The organism is Dokdonia sp. PRO95 (assembly GCF_000355805.1).
Classification (GTDB): Bacteria; Bacteroidota; Bacteroidia; order Flavobacteriales; family Flavobacteriaceae; genus Dokdonia.
On record NZ_CM001837.1, the window covers coordinates 2,945,852 to 2,962,505 of the forward strand.

A 16,654-nucleotide genomic window follows, 5' to 3' on the forward strand; every position below is an offset into this window, starting at 1 on the left:
ATGCGCTACTTATTCGAATAAATTTTAATTGCTTTTTCTAGATCTTCTGGAGTATCAATACCTATTGCAAGTCTTGATGAACGTACCATTTTAATTTTTTTACCATACTCTAAGAATCGTATGCACTCTATTTTTTCTGCCTTTTCAAGAGGTGTCATATGCATAGATGCAAAGTCAAGTATAGCCTGCTTTCTAAAGGCATAAATACCTTTATGTTTATAAGTAATTATACCAGCTTCATTATCGCGCACATATGGAAGTGGTGACCTAGAGAAGTATAATGCAAAGTCAAAATTGTCTACAATAACTTTTACATTATTAGGGTTTACAATCTCTTGATCCTCCTTCATAGGCATCATCACACTAGCAAGATCTATTTGTGCAGCATCATCTCCATAAAACACGTCTAATACTGGTGCCAAGTCTTCCCTACTAGTAAAAGGTTCATCTCCTTGTACGTTTACAACCACATCTACATCTAGAGAAGCCACTGCCTCTGCAATTCTATCACTACCGCACTCGTGCTCTTTAACACTCATTATGGCCTTACCGCCCTCGGCTTCTATTGCCTTATAAATAACATTGCTATCTGTAACTACATATACTTCGTCAAACAACTTTGTGGCTACAACACTCTCATAGGTGCGCACAATAACAGGTTTACCTGCAAGATCTTTCATCATCTTACCGGGAAACCTAGACGCCGCATAACGTGCGGGTATCATTGCTATAATCTTCAGATTTTCTTTCAATATATTCACGTTTTGATGTCTTATTCTGGTTATAATTACGCTTTCGCGAAAGCATAAAACACCATAGAACAAGTTGCAAAGTTACTTAAAAAGAAATGTAAAACTTAGGCCCTTCTTAGCCTAGAAATAATCTTCCAGCCAAGACCTATAAGTAACAATACAATCACTAGTGCAAGTATAGGCGAAAAGATGCTCGCTACTGAAACTGTAGTCGCTGCAATGGTTTCTGTACCTGCAACGAGTGGGTTTGCAATACCGCCTGTAGTTGCTGTACTCCCTAATCTGGTGGCGCTCGTAGTACCAGAAACAGCTGCCGCTGCTCCGCCACCAGCGATGATGGCCAGCGCCCAAGTAATAGTAGGATCCATATCTCCCATAGTAGCTACCATAAGTAATGTACCCGCGATTGCAGCTAGTGGTACAGATATCGTGTCCAGTAGGTTATCAACCCAAGGAATAAAATAGGCTCCTACTTCAAATATTGTAGCAACACCAAGTAAAACTAGCGCCGGAACGCTACCCACCCACTGCCAAGTATCGTTTACAGGAAACCAACCAAAGTGGGCAGATAAACTTAAGACTAATAAAGGAACAAATACTCTAAAACCAGCAGCGGCGGCAAGTGAAAATCCTAATATGATACTTACTATTAATTCAAAACTCATAATTGTAAACTTACTTATTTATATACAGACGTTATAATCAAAAAACTAGCCATAAATATATAACTATCTAGTCCCTGGCCCCGATTGTAGTGAAAATCCCGCAAGAGCTGGCGTAGCCGCGATGAGGAATTGTAGCGTAAAGCGGGAAATAGCTCCTAAAGGAAATTTATATAACAACGCTACTCTGCTTCTACAAACATTTCATCTTTAAAACCTATTAAGTACAGCTTACTTTTTGATCTAGTTATCGCTGTATATAACCATCTTAAATAATCTTTATTCATCCCGTCTGGGAGGTAGGGTTGCTCTATAAAAACATTTTCCCACTGCCCACCTTGTGATTTATGACAGGTAATAGCATAAGAGAATTTAACCTGTAAGGCGTTAAAGTATTTGTTGTTTTTTATTTTTTGGAAACGTTTGTAATTCGAAGTTTCGTCTACATAGTCTTTTTGGACTTCTTTATAGAGCCGATCTCCATCTTCATAAGGTAGTGCTGGTGTCTCAAGTGTGAGCACATCTAGCATTACTACAGTCTCAAATGGTTGCATTTGTGGGTAATCTACCATTTGCACTTTTACCTCTGCAAAGCGAAAGCCGTAGAGTTCCTTAATAGCTAGTATTTCTAATACTTTTACAATATCACCGTTTGCAATAAATCCAGCATCACTTTTTGCATCTAGCCAGAAGTAATTATTCTTTACCACCATTAAGTGGTCTCCTGCAGATATTTCTTCTTCTTGAAAGAGAATACGATTTCTTATTTGCTGGTTATATAGATTTGCTCTCTTGTTAGATCTTACAATGATTGCGGTTTCTTCTGTACCTACAGAGCTGTAACAATCATTAATTGCATCCATAATCTCGTGTCCATCTATAAGCCTTACAACATCCTTAAAACCATTTAGATCAAATTTAAAATCTTCATAAAACTCTTCTGATAGTTGTTCTCTCAGAGAAGTGGCATTCATGAGGATACCACTATCTTCTGCTTGCCTCATTACTTCGTCAAGCTGTAATGTTTCTACATTTTTATTATAGTGCATAGAGAGCAATTGAACATCAAGTGCTGGTGACATATCAAGCTTTACTGGTGGCAATTGCGCCTCATCCCCTACTAAAATGAGTTTACAATTATGCCCACCATAAATGTATTGCATCATATCATCTAAGAGCGAGCCATTATCAAAAAACTTTGACTCTGCAGCTCTGTCTGAAATCATGGAGGCTTCATCTACTATAAAAATGCAATTTCTGTGCTTATTAGGCTGTAGACTAAAAGATACACCACCTCCACGCTCTTTTTTTGGAAAATAAATTTTTCTGTGTATGGTATAGGCTTGCTTTTTGCTATAATTACTCGCCACCTTTGCCGCTCTTCCTGTAGGTGCCATGAGCACAGATGTCATACCTGCTTGCCATAAATTTTTTACAACAGTCCCGATTACTGTAGTTTTACCTGTACCTGCAAACCCTTTAAGAACAAATACTTTATCCTTAGATGTGTCAAATAGAAAGGTTGACAATTGCTCTAACAGCCTGTCCTGCTTTAAAGTAGGCGTGTGTACAAAATCTTTAACTAACTGCTTGTAAAATGCTCTGGGTTCTTTAATCATAGATGTTTGAGAATGCTCGCAAATTACATAATGAAAAATGAGATAATAAATTTTTGTGTGTAAAAAAAAATTGTAGATTTGTTCCTAACCATAACTAATATTAAACATCATTACATGAAACTAGTAATACAGCTTGTACTTTGGGTAGTAATTGCCGCTTTAGGTTACCTTCTTTTTAACGCAATTTGGGGAGAGGTAAAATTTAATGAGATAAAAGAAGAGCGATATAAAGCTGCTCTTGTGAACATGTTAGACCTAAGAAAATCACAGCTTGCTCATAAAACCGTTACAGGTAAGTATGAGAAAGATTTTGATAAACTAGTTCGTTTTATTGATACAGCAGAATTCACTCTTACACAACGTAGAGATACTACTGTACTTGATGTAGAAAAAACTAAACGTTTCCGTGTAGATACTTTTAAAGAAATTGTAGTTATCGATACGTTAGGTACAAAATCAGTTAAAGATTCTTTATTCAAAGGTTCAGATCGCTATAAGACAATGATAAATGTTCCTATAGAAGGAGTAAATGCGAAGTTTGAAATGGATGCTGGAGAAATTGAAAAAAGTAATACTATGTATCCAGTATTTGAAATATCACTAAAGAAAGATATCATTCTAGCAGACCAACCTAAAGACTACGTTGCTAAAGAAAAGCAAATCGTATCTGTAGATGGTGTAAATGGTGATGCTTTAACTGTAGGTTCTATGGAGTCTATAAATACTAACACTAACTTCCCTAAGAGTTACGGAGTTGATAACTAGACAAAACAATACCAATTCATTATATAGTCTGTCCATCCAAATTCATTTGGATGGACTTTCTTTTTTTACTCAACACATCCATTCAAAAGATGTGAAGGATGCAGAAGTAGTACGCTTTCGCGAAAACGTGAACCCTACCACTCTACTCCTAGAGATAGAAAAAGCTTTTAAAGAAGTAGAAGCGCTCGCACAACCGTTTTCTAAGGTTACGGTGGTATATGCTAATGAGCTGTTTACACTTGTGCCAAAGGCCCTATTTGATAGTGAGAAGGCAGCAGATTATCTCAAGTTTAATACTAAGATTTTAAGTACAGATTATATCGCCCACGATACGATAGATTTTTATGATCTTATTAATGTCTACGTACCTTATTCAAACGTAAATAACTTCTTTTTTGATACTTTTGGATCCTTTGAATATTATCACAGCACTACAATATTTGCAAAACATCTTCTCATAGAATACTCAAATAACGAAGAGGCTCAAGTACTAGTAAATTTACAACGTTCCTATTTTGAGATGGGAGTAGTCAAGAATAAAAAACTACTGTTTATAAATAGATTTGAGATACGCGCAAAGGAGGATTTTATATATTATTTACTCTTCACTCTAGAACAACTAGAACTTAATCCAGAAAGTACATCCGTAACACTTACAGGCACTATAGAAAAAGATGACGAATTTTACAATATAGCGCATACTTACATAAGACATCTCATAATTAAGGACAGTCCATCTACTGCCACAACTAGATCACAATCCTTACTCGCAACACTACTATGACAAGAATAATCTCAGGAAAATATAAAGGACGCCGCATCGCAGCTCCAAAAAAATTACCCGTACGCCCTACGACAGATATGGCTAAGGAAGCATTGTTTAATATTCTGAGAAGTAACTACCACATGAGCCAGCTTAGGGTTTTAGATCTTTTTGCAGGTACAGGAAATATAAGTTATGAGTTTGCCTCACGTGGCTCAGACCAGATTACAGCCGTAGATGGAAATTATGGTTGTGTACAGTTTATAAATAAAACGGCAGAGGAGTTTGAATTTTCAATTCAAACTATAAAAAGTGACGTATTTAAGTATCTAGAACGTGCAAGAGGCACTTATGACATCATTTTTGCAGATCCACCTTATGATATTGACATTAAAGATTTTGAAAAGATAGCAACGCTTGTTTTTAAACAAAATTTACTAGATCAAGATGGGCTGCTCATTATTGAGCACGGAAAATATACTAAGATGGATTCATTTCCTAATTATGTACAGACACGTAATTATGGTGGGAATGCCTTTAGCTTTTTTGAGATGCCAGAAAGTGACGAAGAAGAATAGTAATTTTTATAGTCACGCTTTCGCGAGACTCGTCACGAATTCACTTCGGGAAGCGAAACAATAAATACAATAACAAATAAATCCCGCAGCTAGCGGGATTTATTTGTTATAAGAAGCACTTAACGCTAAGTGATTATATAAAAAAAAAGCAGGCCTATAAGCCGGATTCTGTTCACTCTAGATAATTCTAAAGATTCCTTATTATTTATCTGGGATTACCATTACTAGTAACCTCTATCTGCCTACCCTCCCACAACGCACGGATCGCACTTAACTGTGAGTATACTTGACATTGCACCGCATAGAGTTTACCTGGGTTCGCTACAGCATTACCTGTACATTCTTTCTGTTGCACTTGTCCTCCACTAAAAATAAATTTAGCGTGACGGCCGTTAGCCGCTATGCTATCCTATGGTGTCCGGACTTTCCTATCCATTGCTGGATCAATAAGGCGGCCTGCTAGCGCAAAGGTACTCTAACTATTATAAGGGAGCAACGCATTACTCCCTTATGATGATTTTTTTATGCAGAGTTTCTACTAGCATTAATATTACCAAATAAAGATCTCGTCACCATCTGCTCATACACCTCAAGCTTATCTGACTGCTCTCCAGATTTTTGCATTTCTTGTATAGTTCTTAATGCATATTGCTGGATAGTAAGAAGTGGCAATACGATGCGCTCTCTTTCTTGTATGGAGGCTTTACCAGCTTGCTCATTTTCCATTAATTCTTTAAGTCCTGAAACTTCAAGCATTAATCGCTTGCTACGTTCATACTCATCAAATAAGATTTTCCAGAAAGCACCAAACTCCTTATCATCTGCCATGTAAGCCGTTAAACCAAAGAATGACTTAGTAAGACTCATCATACTATTTTCAAGCAACGTACGGAAGAATGAACTGTTTTTATAAAGCTCTTTCACCTCCCCAAGTGTTCCTTTTTCTTCAAAAGAAGCCAGCGCAGTACCTACACCATAAAAACCTGGAACGTTTTGTTTTAGTTGGCTCCAACTGCCCACAAAAGGAATCGCTCTTAAGTCTCCAAAATCTAGTGTAGATTTCTGAGAGCGTTTACTTGGTCTACTACCAATATTTGTTTTTGCATAATATTTAAGCGTACTCATACGCTCCAAATACGGCAAGAATTTATCGTGCTGTTTAAAGGCTGTATATGCTTCATAACTCTTTTGAGCTAGTGCTTCTAGTGTTGCTCTGTCGGTATCTGTAATATCATTATTTGCAGATGCAAAAACTTCATTTGCAACACCACTACTTAGTAATTGCTCAAGATTATATTGACATGAATCTAATGTCCCAAAATTTGAACTAATGGTTTGTCCTTGTACTGTAAGCTGTATTTCTTGAGCTTCAATTTTAGGTCCTAAAGATGCATAAAATTGGTGAGTCTTTCCGCCACCGCGTGCTGGTGGCCCTCCTCTACCGTCAAAGAAAATTACGGTAACACCATATTTTCTAGACATGGCGGTCATTGCTTCTTTGGCTTTAAAAATACTCCAATTTGCCATAAGATAACCTCCATCCTTAGTTCCATCAGAGAACCCTAGCATTATAGTCTGGCGCATGCCGCGACGCTTTAAATGCGCACTGTATGTTGAGTTTGTATATAACGCCTCCATCACTTCTGGAGCCGCAATTAAATCTGGAACGGTCTCAAAAAGTGGGGAAACATCTGCTGTAGGCATAACCCAATCACATAGTCTTAAGAACGTAAAAGCCTGCATGACATGCAATGCACTTTGAGAATTACTTATGATGTAACGATTAGAGCCTTTTTCACCATTCTCTTCTTGAATAGTTTTCATGGCATAAATGGAACCTAGTGTTTTTGTGACCACTTCGTTATCAAAATCATTAGGATTTAGTGATCCACTAACCTTATTTAAAAATTCTATTTGATCGCTTTCGCTCAAATTGAGATAATTTTCTGGAAATATGGCTTTACCATCTATCTGAGCATGTGCTACTATTTCTTCAAAAACAATTTTATGGATGCTACTATCTTGTCTTATATCTAGCGAGGCAAAATGTAAACCAAATAGTTCTACTTTATGAATTAAGCTATCAATATGGTCTAAGTATAAACTTTGATGTTTATCTCTTACCACATCACGTACCTCTTTAAGGACCGCAAGAATATGCTTTTGATCGATTTCTGGTTTACCCTCTACAAAGATCGCTTTATATAACGCAGCCTCTAATGAACCTAGAAGCTCCCCTGTACCTTGAAATGTAATACGACGTCGCAGTTGTCTTAGCTCGCGATAATAATTTCTCAGTACCGTGCTACGCAATTTACGAGCAACTTTAAGTGTGATTTCTGTAGTTACAAATGGATTACCGTCGCGATCTCCACCTGGCCAAAACCCTAAATCTACTAGGGAGTTGCTAAAAGCTTCATCTTGTATTAAATGCTTGTGCAAGTAATCATAAATAGCACCTGCACTATGGTAAAATACATTTTCTAGATACCATATTAAACTTACAGCCTCGTCATAAGGCGTAGGTTTTTCTTTCTTGAAGAAAGGTGTTTTTCCTAATTGAGCCAGTAATGATTTAATATCTTCTAGACGGTCTTCTCGTATTGCTTCACTAAGATCATTGATAATACCTAGCACCACTCCTGGATAAAACTGCGTAGGGTGTGCAGTAAGTACTGGTCTTATTTTAAAAGTATTTAAGTAAGCAATAAGCTCTTCCTTTTTACCAGTTGCCTCTGCTTCTTCTTTTATGTTACGCAGTGTTCCGCGTCCGTCCATATTGTTTACAATACGATATGAAGCATCCTCTATCGCATCAAAAAGTACTACTTGACGCTCTATGTATTGTATAAATTTGAATAGTAAATCTTCCCTTTCCTTTGCCGAGGCATTTCTCATATATCTTTCAAAGAAATACTCAATTATTTCAGAAGGATTTTTATTGTCCTCATATCCAGCTTTACAAATAGAATGAAAAAGCGGAAGTAAGACTCCTGTATTTGAAATACCATCAAAGGGAAGTGTCATAAATATGGCGTTATACACCTCGTATTTTGACTTCACATTTGAATTAAATCTCTCAATTTTTGGTTCTCTAGACATGGATATTATTTTTATTAAAAATACATATCACTTTTCATTTAGTATATAGCGTTGTCAAATTTCAGAATCTCATAATTACACTCGGTCATGAGTTCACCTCATTAACAAATAGCCAATTAATACATCATTAATTTTATAATTTCTCTTCTTTACAGGGTTATTATTACGCTTTCGCGAAAGCGTAAAACTATACACTTCTAGCTTTTTTTTAAAAATTCTAAGAAGTAATGGAGCAATAAGAAATTTAGAACTATCTGTAAGGAAAAATATAAGCATAAAAAAAGGCCAGCTACTGCTGACCTTTTAAAAATTATATGATTAATGATTACTCAAAATCGGCATCTGAAACTCCTTCATTTACTTTGATCTCTGTAACATTAAATTCTATAGCCTGTGGCCCTAAAGACTGGCTCAATGTAAATGGAAACATGATTCCTCCTACATCTTGATACTTGCTATAAACGATGGTAGTCTTGAACGTTTGACCTTGTGCCTCTTGTACAGAAACTTCTTGAAGTTTAAGTCCAGTCTTTGCACTGTAATAAGCCATTTTACCTCCATCAACTTTTACAACATAAGCATCTTCACCATCTACTTTCTCCATACCTTCTAGAGTAGCTCCACCACTTAACCAGTTTACTTCTGGAAAAGGAGAAGATTCTGCTTTAACTTTTGCAATATCATCACCCTCTAGGTCTTTGCGTTGCCCTTGTGCTACCATATAAGCGCTATCACCATCAAGAACTTGTTTAGAGAGAGAGTTACCTCCCATCATGATGTTTTGTACAAATTGCTCTTTAGTCGTCTTTTTAAGTTCAAAATCTAGAGTCATACCTTGTACTGTCCCTTGCGCCTTAATAAACACAGAGTTTACTGCGGCAACCTTATCCTTACCACCTATAGCAGCAATGTAAGATTCAAGCACTTTATTTACAGTTAAGTCTGCTGGAAGCTCTTTCTTAAATTCTGGCTTTGCAATTGCTTTACCATACACATCAAAATACTTTACTGGTACAGCCTTACCGTTAATAACAACCTTATTAAGATTATCAATTACCTCGCTTCCTTTTCCAGTAACTACGATTCGAGCTTTGTCTCCTTTAAATAATTTGCTTGCAGCATTCTGCACGTCTTGTTGAGAAACTTTATCAATGTTAGAAAGGTAATTCTTATAGAAATCCTTTGGGAGTCCTTTGCTCTCAATATTGTAGGCATAATTTGCAATAGTCTGTGGTCGCTCTAAAGCTAGTACAAAACTACCTGTATACTTTGCCTTAGCATTTGCAAGCTCTTCGGCAGATACTGGCTCAGATCCCATGCGGTTAATCTCTTTTACAATCTCTACTACAGAGCTATCTGTAACTACATTACGTACACTAGCTGTAGCACTAAAACGTGTTACCGTCTTCTCGTTTGATCCTATTCTAGAATAAGAACCGTATGTGTATCCTTTATCTTCACGTAGGTTGTTAAAAAGACGAGCTTCTCCACCACCACCTAAGATGTTGTTTGCAATTAAGGCAGGAAAATAATCTGCATCAGTCATTTTTAATTCTACCGTATTCTGCACGGCAATTTCTGACTGTACAGCGTTATCCATGTTAATGAAATTGATTTCTGTAGTTGATGCATTATCTTTCTCTGAGAATGGAGTTTCAGGAATGTTCCCTTTTTTCCAGTTCTTAAAGTTCTTAGTTACAATCTTCTTTACATTATCATAATCCACATCACCTATAATGATTAAATATCCATTATTAGGTCTGAAGTAATCTGAGTGAAACTGCTTTACATCTTCTAGAGTTACATTATTTACCGTCTCCTCCGTAGTAAATTCTCCATACGGGTGATCTGCTCCATAAGCAAGAACGCTTTGTACACGACCTGCAATGGCACTTACACTCTTCTCATTAGATTTTAAACCTTCGATAAGACGCTCCTTTTCCTTGTCAAACTCTACTTGTGTAAAGTTAGGATTGATACCAGCATCTGCTGTAAGTTCTATAAGACGCTCAAAATATTTTGATAATCCGCTAGCAAATGCACTTTGAGAACCAAAACCTATGTTTGCCCCTAAGTAATCTACCTCTTCCTCATAAACATCCTTTTCAATGTTTTTAGAACCTTTACCTAACATAGACGAGGTAAGGGAAGCAACGCCTGCCTTATCTCCTTCTACAATAAGAGGATTATTCATCGTGAGCTGAATAGATACTCTAGGTAATTTTTTATTTTCAACAACCATTACTTTAAGACCATTCTTGAGCTTAAAAGATGCTGGGTCTTTAAGATTAATCTCAGGAGCTGGGCCTGGTTTAGGTTGTATGCTTCTGTCTACTTGTGCATAACCAGCAGTTGCTAGCATTAATAGTGCACCTAATATAATATGCTTTTTCATTAATTTTCTTTTTGAGATTCTGGTAAGTACTCTAATATTACACGCTCATTTTCTTTGAGGTACTTTATAGCAGCTGCTTTAATATCCTCTCTTGTTATAGATCTGTAGATATCAATCTCTGTATTAATAAGATTAGTATCATCATATAACATGTAGTTACGAGCAAGCGAGTTTGCAATACCCTCTACACTGCTGTTAGAGTTTACAAAACGGTTTTCAAATTTATTTTGAAGTTTTTGGTAATCTCTTTCAGATATTAATGTAGTTTGAAGTTTTACTATCTCCTCATCCATTTCTGTTATTAAATCATCTAGAGAGTTATCACCTAGTGGTAATGCACCTATTAAGTAAGATCCGTAATCCTCTTGCGCACCACTAAAAGCAAATACTTGTAATGCTTTCTTCTGATCGTCTACTAGTTTCTTGTAAAGCCTTGAACTCTTCCCATCACTTAATACAGAAGATACCATATCTAATACATAAGCATCTTTTTCTGTTTGAGCAGGTGTTCTATATGCCATGAATATTGCAGGGATCTGAATATTAGGATCATAAAACTTCTCTCTTACAGGAACCACAGGATCTTCCTTAAAAGTGCTACGTGCGATATCTTTACCTCTAGGGATAGGTGCAAAGTATTTATTAATCATGTCTTTAGTTTCTGCAACATCAATATCTCCAGCTACAACTAAGACTGCGTTATTTGGAACATAATAGGTATCGCTGAATTTTTGAAAATCTTCTAGTGTTGCACTAGCAAGGTGATCAAGAGATCCTATTGTAGTCCATCTGTAAGGGTGCTTCTTAAAAAGCAACTTCCCTATAACTTCTTGAAAACGTCCGTATGGCTGATTATCCACTCGTAAACGTTTTTCTTCTTGCACTACTTCTTTTTGAGTATCTACGCCTATTTGATTGATGATTGGGTGCAATAAACGTTCAGATTCCATCCATAGACCTAATTCTAGGTTGTTAGAAGGAAACACTTCGTAATAATACGTTCTATCTTGTGTCGTGTTTGCATTGTTTTGTCCTCCATTTGAAGAAACGACCTTAAACCACTCACCACGCTCAATATTTTCTGTACCCTCAAATAATAAGTGTTCAAAAAAGTGAGCAAAACCAGTTTTACTTGGATCTTCATCTTTTGCACCCACATGATACATTACAGATGTTGTTACTACTGGAGCACTGTTATCCTGGTGAAGAATAACGTGCATTCCATTGTCAAGATCATACTCTTCAAAGCTAACCTCTTGAGCATTAAGGGCAACGCCACTTAACAAAAGAGCTGCTAAAGCATACATTTTCTTTTTCATATTAGATTTTAAAGTTATTGTTAGTAAGTAAGTCGCAGCAAGATAAAATTGTTACAACTTTACATGAGTAAATTTAAATACTCGCTTAATTAAACACAAGCTACTTGTACATATATTCTTACAATTCAGAATCATAACACCTAATCTTCAGCACTTTAGTTTTCTGGTACAACTTTCTTGTTAATTAGGACTTCCATCATATAGGGATTCACTATTTTTATTTTTTATCAAAAAATCTATGAAGCGTAGTATTCTCGCACTTGTTATCACGTTATTTATGTTCGCTTTCGCGAAAGCGCAAGATTTAGCAGTGCTCAAATATAGAGGTGGCGGAGACTGGTATAGCAATCCAACAGCACTACCTAATCTCATTACCTATTGCAATAAAAACATCAATACGAAGATGAATGTAAATCCTGTGTCTGTAGATGCAGGAAGCACAGACATCTTTCAATACCCGCTATTGCATATGACAGGACATGGTAATGTTCTTTTTACTGACAATGATGTAGAAAACCTACGCAATTATCTTATAAGTGGTGGTTTCTTACACATAGATGATAATTACGGAATGGCTGAGTACTTGCCTAAGGAACTTAAAAAGATCTTTCCAGAGCAAGATCTTTCAGAACTTGCCGCTACTCATCCTGTATTTTCTAGCGCATATAGATTTCCCAAAGGATTACCTAAAATCCATGAGCATGATGGCAAAAGGCCACAAGCGCTAGGACTTTTTTATGAGGATAGACTTGTAGTGCTTTTTACTACAGAGTCAGACCTAGGTGACGGCTGGGAAGATCCAGAAGTACATGGAGATCCAGAAAGCGTACGCGAGAAAGCACTACAAATGGGTGCTAATATTGTTAAATATGCTTTTGAGAACTAATATTTAATTCACCAGACCGTGCAACTCGCCCATAATCATCACAAACCATCTACTCACAATAAAGAGATTATTCTTGTTTGTGAGCATATAACAAGCCCTGCAAATGCTGGAAGTATTTTTAGACTTGCAGATGCCTTTGGTGTAAAGGAAATTATTTTCTGTGGCAATCAGCCAGATACAGGAAGTAGTCGTTTACGTAAAACAGCTAGAAACACAGAAAAGACAGTACCTTTTCGCGCAAGCGATACTATAAAAAATACATTGCAAGAGCTACATGACCTTTCCTTTACTAGTATTGCCTTAGAAATCACATCAAATAGTATAGCACTGAGCACAATAGATAGTGCTAGGCTAGATAAAGTCGTTCTTGTTATAGGTGCAGAAAGTACAGGAATTACTGCTGATACTCTTGAACAATGTAATATTACAACTCATATTGAGATGTATGGAATTAACAGCAGTATGAATGTGGCTCAAGCTACAGGAATCGCGCTTTATGAACTTACAAGGTCATAATTATAGTATCTTGCACTCGCAAATGAAACCACTCAAAGCAAAAATAATAAGCATAGGTATACTAAGAGCAATAGGCGTTGTGGTAGGCGTTCTTATGGTATTATGGTTATTATACACCATTCAAAGTGTTATTGTCTATCTCGCCGTAGCTGCTGTATTATCATTAGTAGGAAGACCTATTGTAAAGTTCTTGCGCTACTCACTTAAGTTTAGTCCCACTTGGGCATCTGTAGTCACCATTTTGTTACTTCTCACGATTATCATGGGCGTACTAGCCTTGTTTATACCTGTGGTGATTGATCAAAGTCAGCATCTTAGTCAGATTAATTTTGATGATGTAAAGGTCAATATCAACAGACTATATGGAGAGATTGCAGCTTATTTTGGTATTAATAAAATGACCATCATACAAGGCGTACAAGAAGCCGACTTTGTCAAGAATTTTGATTTTGGGATTATCCCAACATTTTTAAACAGTATTATCGGAAACCTAGGAGCTGCTGGAATAGGAATTTTTGCCATAATTTTTATCACTTTCTTTTTCTTAAAAGACAATAGACTCTTAGTAAACAGCCTGTTAGTTTTTGCTAGAAGAGGTAATGAAGGCAAGTTTTTACGTGTTTTTGAAAAGATTAAATACTTACTTTCTCGCTATTTCATCGGCCTAATTATACAGGTGTTTACCATGTTTGTGCTCTATGGGATTATCTTGCTTTCCTTTGGGATAGACAATGCACTTGCAATCGCGCTATTTTGTGCGGTTTTGAACCTAGTTCCTTATATCGGTCCGCTGGTAGGTGGTGGTGTGATGCTATTACTTGTGACATCTAGCAATATCAATATGGATTTTAGAACTGTCATATTACCCAAGTTATTTTGGATTTTCTTATGCTATGGAGCTGCACAAATGGTAGATAACTTTATCATACAACCTTTTGTTTTTGGCAATAGTGTAAAATCACATCCATTAGAAATATTTCTTGCTATCATCATTGCAGGATTATTGTTTGGGGTATTTGGGATGATTCTTGCCGTACCTGTATACACTGCACTTAAAGTGATTTCTAAGGAATTTTTAAGTGAGTATAAAATTGTTCAAAAACTTACACAAGACTTGTAATGAACACCATGCTTTTAGATCCTGAAGTGCGTGATTATTTACAGCTTCATGAACAAACACCACTTCACTCATTCATTCTCAAGGGTAGTCCGTTTAAAGAAATAAGCGTTCAAGAACTAGCGCAACAGCTAGAAGGTAAACGTAAAGCAAAGGGAAAATTACCGCTGTGGCATGAGACAGATGGTATTTTATTCCCACCTAAACTCAACCTAGAACAAACGTCATCACAAGCTACAGCTCGCTACAAATCGAGTCTTATGATAGGTGACCATATTGTAGATGGTACTGGAGGGTTTGGTATAGATGCATTTTACTTTGCTCAAATTTCAAAGCAGGTAACGCACATAGAAATGAACGGCGAACTTTCCGCTTTCGCGAAAAGAAATGCGATTACACTTCAACAAAATAATATTGATTTTATAGTAGGTGATTCCATAGAATTCTTTTCTAATACTGAGCAGAAATTTGACACCCTTTTTTTAGATCCTGGAAGACGTACAGACGCAAAAGGAAAGGTATTTATGCTCAAAGATTGCCTACCTAATGTTCCTTTGTACAAAAATCTATTACTCTCTAAGTGTGATAGCTTATGGATTAAAACGGCGCCCTTACTAGATATTTCGGCGGGGCTAGAAGAACTACAACATGTTGCCGAAATTCATATCGTTGCACTTAAAAACGAGGTAAAAGAATTACTGTGGAAGCTATCGTCTAAAAAAATGAGTATTCCTCAAGTTACCGTTGTTAACTTAGACTCAGAAGATCCTCTACTTGAATTTGATTATACCGCAATTTTTGAATCTACTCCCACATATGCAGCACCTCAAACATATTTGTATGAGCCTAATGCTGCACTTATGAAAAGCGGAGCTTTTCATTGGGTTTGTGATCATTTTAAGGTAGATAAACTACATGAACACTCACACCTCTACACATCGGCAGAGTTAAAAGAATTTGCTGGAAGACGCTTTGAAATTTTAGAGGTACTACCCTACTCAAAGAAAGTAGCAAAAGAGTTACAAATCAATAAGGCAAATATCACCACCCGTAATTTTCCTATGAAGGTAGAAGATATACGCAAGAAGCTTAAGATTAAAGATGGAGGTGAGGTTTACTTATTTTTTACAACGCTTGAAAACAGTGAGCTCGTTGTTATAAAAACAAGTAAAATTTAATTCTAGTATTTTGTTATGATCACTTGACCTATATAAGAAGTACCTATAGGTTTTAAACTAGAAACCTCTCGCCCCCCTGATGTGCTTACATAGGCCATAAATAGACTTAAAGTAATATGATCACCAGCGTTGTAAAATCTCACGTCTGTAGCATAAATAGGTAAAGAAAGAGGAGAAAAAACATTTCCTCTGGGTATTCCCCCAAATACTCTAAAACTATCTGTTTCATCAGTTAGTGTCACTTTATCGTTATCAAGCTGTAAATTTATTAAAAAGTCTGTCGAGCCACTTAAAGTAATGTTAGTGTTAATCTCAAATCTATAGAATCCGTCGGCTTCTATTTGAAAATATTCATCGCCGTTTGTTGCACTTGGATCTATTAAAGTTACTAGTGAAGTGTTATTGATGCTTACTTCTGGATCAACAAATTCTATCCTACGACTGTCACCTGTATTACATGGAAAACATGTTTCAAAAATACTGGAAGTGGTAACTCCAAATTTTGCTTGATAAGCAAGTTGAGGGACTGCAACACTCTCAACTATCTGACTTGATTGTACAGTTACGATATCTCCGTTTGCATCTCTAGCTAGTAATCTACTCCTAGCATCATCATCTGATCCCAACGGGCTATCATCTATGCGCAAACCACCATTAACGTGTAAATCATTTTGAGGGTTTGCGGTACCTATACCAACTTGTGAAAGTACCGTATTACCTAAAAGGCAAAAAGCAATATAAAACAGTAAACGCATAAACTAACTCATTATAGGGCCAAGTTAGTCATTGCAATGTGGTTAATGTTAAAATTTCGACGATCGACTATATAATTCGTTGTTCTACAACCTTGTAGCTATTAATGCTTTTTAAATTTTAGAGCATTTGGTAAAAAAACAAATTTATGCTGCTTTACTATAGCACTTAACATTCTCAAATAATGCTCTAGGAACTTATCAAAACACCCTAGACAAATGCTACAGCTATGATAGGTAAACGTTTAAA

At 36.4% G+C, this 16,654-nt stretch carries 14 protein-coding genes and 1 other RNA gene; 7 read left to right on the forward strand and 8 right to left on the reverse strand.

All coding sequences use genetic code 11. The features are described from left to right. Nucleotides 1-5: 5 nt before the first annotated feature. From kdsB to D017_RS13265, 3 genes are all read right to left on the reverse strand, one after another. Nucleotides 6-725, reverse strand: coding sequence for a 3-deoxy-manno-octulosonate cytidylyltransferase (gene kdsB, locus D017_RS13255; RefSeq protein ID WP_035338288.1), 720 nt, complete (start codon nucleotides 723-725; stop codon nucleotides 6-8). A 131-nt stretch (nucleotides 726-856) separates the two neighbouring features. Further along, on the reverse strand, nucleotides 857-1,417 hold the full coding sequence (locus D017_RS13260; RefSeq protein WP_035337119.1) for a DUF4126 domain-containing protein: 561 nt from the start codon (nucleotides 1,415-1,417) through the stop codon (nucleotides 857-859). Between the two features lie 179 nt (nucleotides 1,418-1,596). Next, complete coding sequence (locus tag D017_RS13265; protein ID WP_035337121.1) at nucleotides 1,597-3,033, reverse strand: AAA family ATPase; 1,437 nt, start codon at nucleotides 3,031-3,033, stop codon at nucleotides 1,597-1,599. 114 nt (nucleotides 3,034-3,147) lie between these two features. On the opposite strand from D017_RS13265, the gene D017_RS13270 reads away from it, so the two are divergent. Genes D017_RS13270 through D017_RS13280 form a run of 3 tightly spaced genes read left to right on the forward strand, consistent with a single transcriptional unit; the run spans nucleotide 3,148 to nucleotide 5,139 of the window. Beyond that, entirely contained in the window at nucleotides 3,148-3,798 is a 651-nt protein-coding gene (locus tag D017_RS13270; RefSeq protein ID WP_035337123.1) for a hypothetical protein, read from the forward strand. Then, entirely contained in the window at nucleotides 3,788-4,582 is a 795-nt protein-coding gene (locus D017_RS13275; RefSeq protein ID WP_225969307.1) for a DUF3822 family protein, read from the forward strand. The genes D017_RS13270 and D017_RS13275 overlap by 11 nt, the downstream gene beginning before the upstream one ends. Further along, a complete protein-coding gene (locus D017_RS13280) occupies nucleotides 4,579-5,139 on the forward strand; it encodes an RsmD family RNA methyltransferase (RefSeq protein ID WP_035337125.1) in 561 nt (186 codons plus the stop codon). The genes D017_RS13275 and D017_RS13280 overlap by 4 nt, the downstream gene beginning before the upstream one ends. 141 nt (nucleotides 5,140-5,280) lie before the next feature. Here D017_RS13280 and rnpB read toward each other — a convergent pair. The 4 genes from rnpB to D017_RS13300 form a co-directional block, all read right to left on the reverse strand. Beyond that, an RNA gene (rnpB, locus tag D017_RS15075) (RNase P RNA component class A) lies at nucleotides 5,281-5,602 on the reverse strand. A gap of 59 nt (nucleotides 5,603-5,661) precedes the next feature. Beyond that, a complete protein-coding gene (locus D017_RS13285; protein WP_035337127.1) occupies nucleotides 5,662-8,241 on the reverse strand; it encodes a phosphoenolpyruvate carboxylase in 2,580 nt (859 codons plus the stop codon). 325 nt (nucleotides 8,242-8,566) lie between these two features. Then, on the reverse strand, nucleotides 8,567-10,636 hold the full coding sequence (locus D017_RS13295; RefSeq protein WP_035337131.1) for a pitrilysin family protein: 2,070 nt from the start codon (nucleotides 10,634-10,636) through the stop codon (nucleotides 8,567-8,569). Further along, nucleotides 10,636-11,955 (reverse strand): pitrilysin family protein, encoded by a 1,320-nt coding sequence (locus tag D017_RS13300; protein ID WP_035337133.1) that lies wholly within the window; start codon nucleotides 11,953-11,955, stop codon nucleotides 10,636-10,638. Before D017_RS13300 ends, D017_RS13295 begins: the two co-directional genes overlap by 1 nt. Nucleotides 11,956-12,193: 238 nt before the next feature. Between D017_RS13300 and D017_RS13305 the strand changes: the two genes are divergently transcribed. The 4 genes from D017_RS13305 to D017_RS13320 are packed head-to-tail and all read left to right on the forward strand — an operon-like array spanning nucleotide 12,194 to nucleotide 15,652. Then, nucleotides 12,194-12,841 (forward strand): DUF4159 domain-containing protein, encoded by a 648-nt coding sequence (locus D017_RS13305; RefSeq protein ID WP_035337135.1) that lies wholly within the window; start codon nucleotides 12,194-12,196, stop codon nucleotides 12,839-12,841. A gap of 18 nt (nucleotides 12,842-12,859) precedes the next feature. Next, complete coding sequence (locus D017_RS13310) at nucleotides 12,860-13,357, forward strand: TrmH family RNA methyltransferase (RefSeq protein ID WP_035337137.1); 498 nt, start codon at nucleotides 12,860-12,862, stop codon at nucleotides 13,355-13,357. Between the two features lie 22 nt (nucleotides 13,358-13,379). Further along, complete coding sequence (locus tag D017_RS13315) at nucleotides 13,380-14,477, forward strand: AI-2E family transporter (protein ID WP_035338293.1); 1,098 nt, start codon at nucleotides 13,380-13,382, stop codon at nucleotides 14,475-14,477. Next, nucleotides 14,477-15,652, forward strand: a complete 1,176-nt coding sequence (locus D017_RS13320) for a class I SAM-dependent methyltransferase (protein WP_035337138.1) — start codon at nucleotides 14,477-14,479, stop codon at nucleotides 15,650-15,652. The genes D017_RS13315 and D017_RS13320 overlap by 1 nt, the downstream gene beginning before the upstream one ends. 2 nt (nucleotides 15,653-15,654) lie before the next feature. Here D017_RS13320 and D017_RS13325 read toward each other — a convergent pair whose 3' ends face one another. Further along, nucleotides 15,655-16,407: a hypothetical protein gene (locus tag D017_RS13325; RefSeq protein WP_035337140.1), complete on the reverse strand. Its 753-nt coding sequence runs from the start codon at nucleotides 16,405-16,407 to the stop codon at nucleotides 15,655-15,657. Between the last annotated feature and the right edge of the window lie 247 nt (nucleotides 16,408-16,654).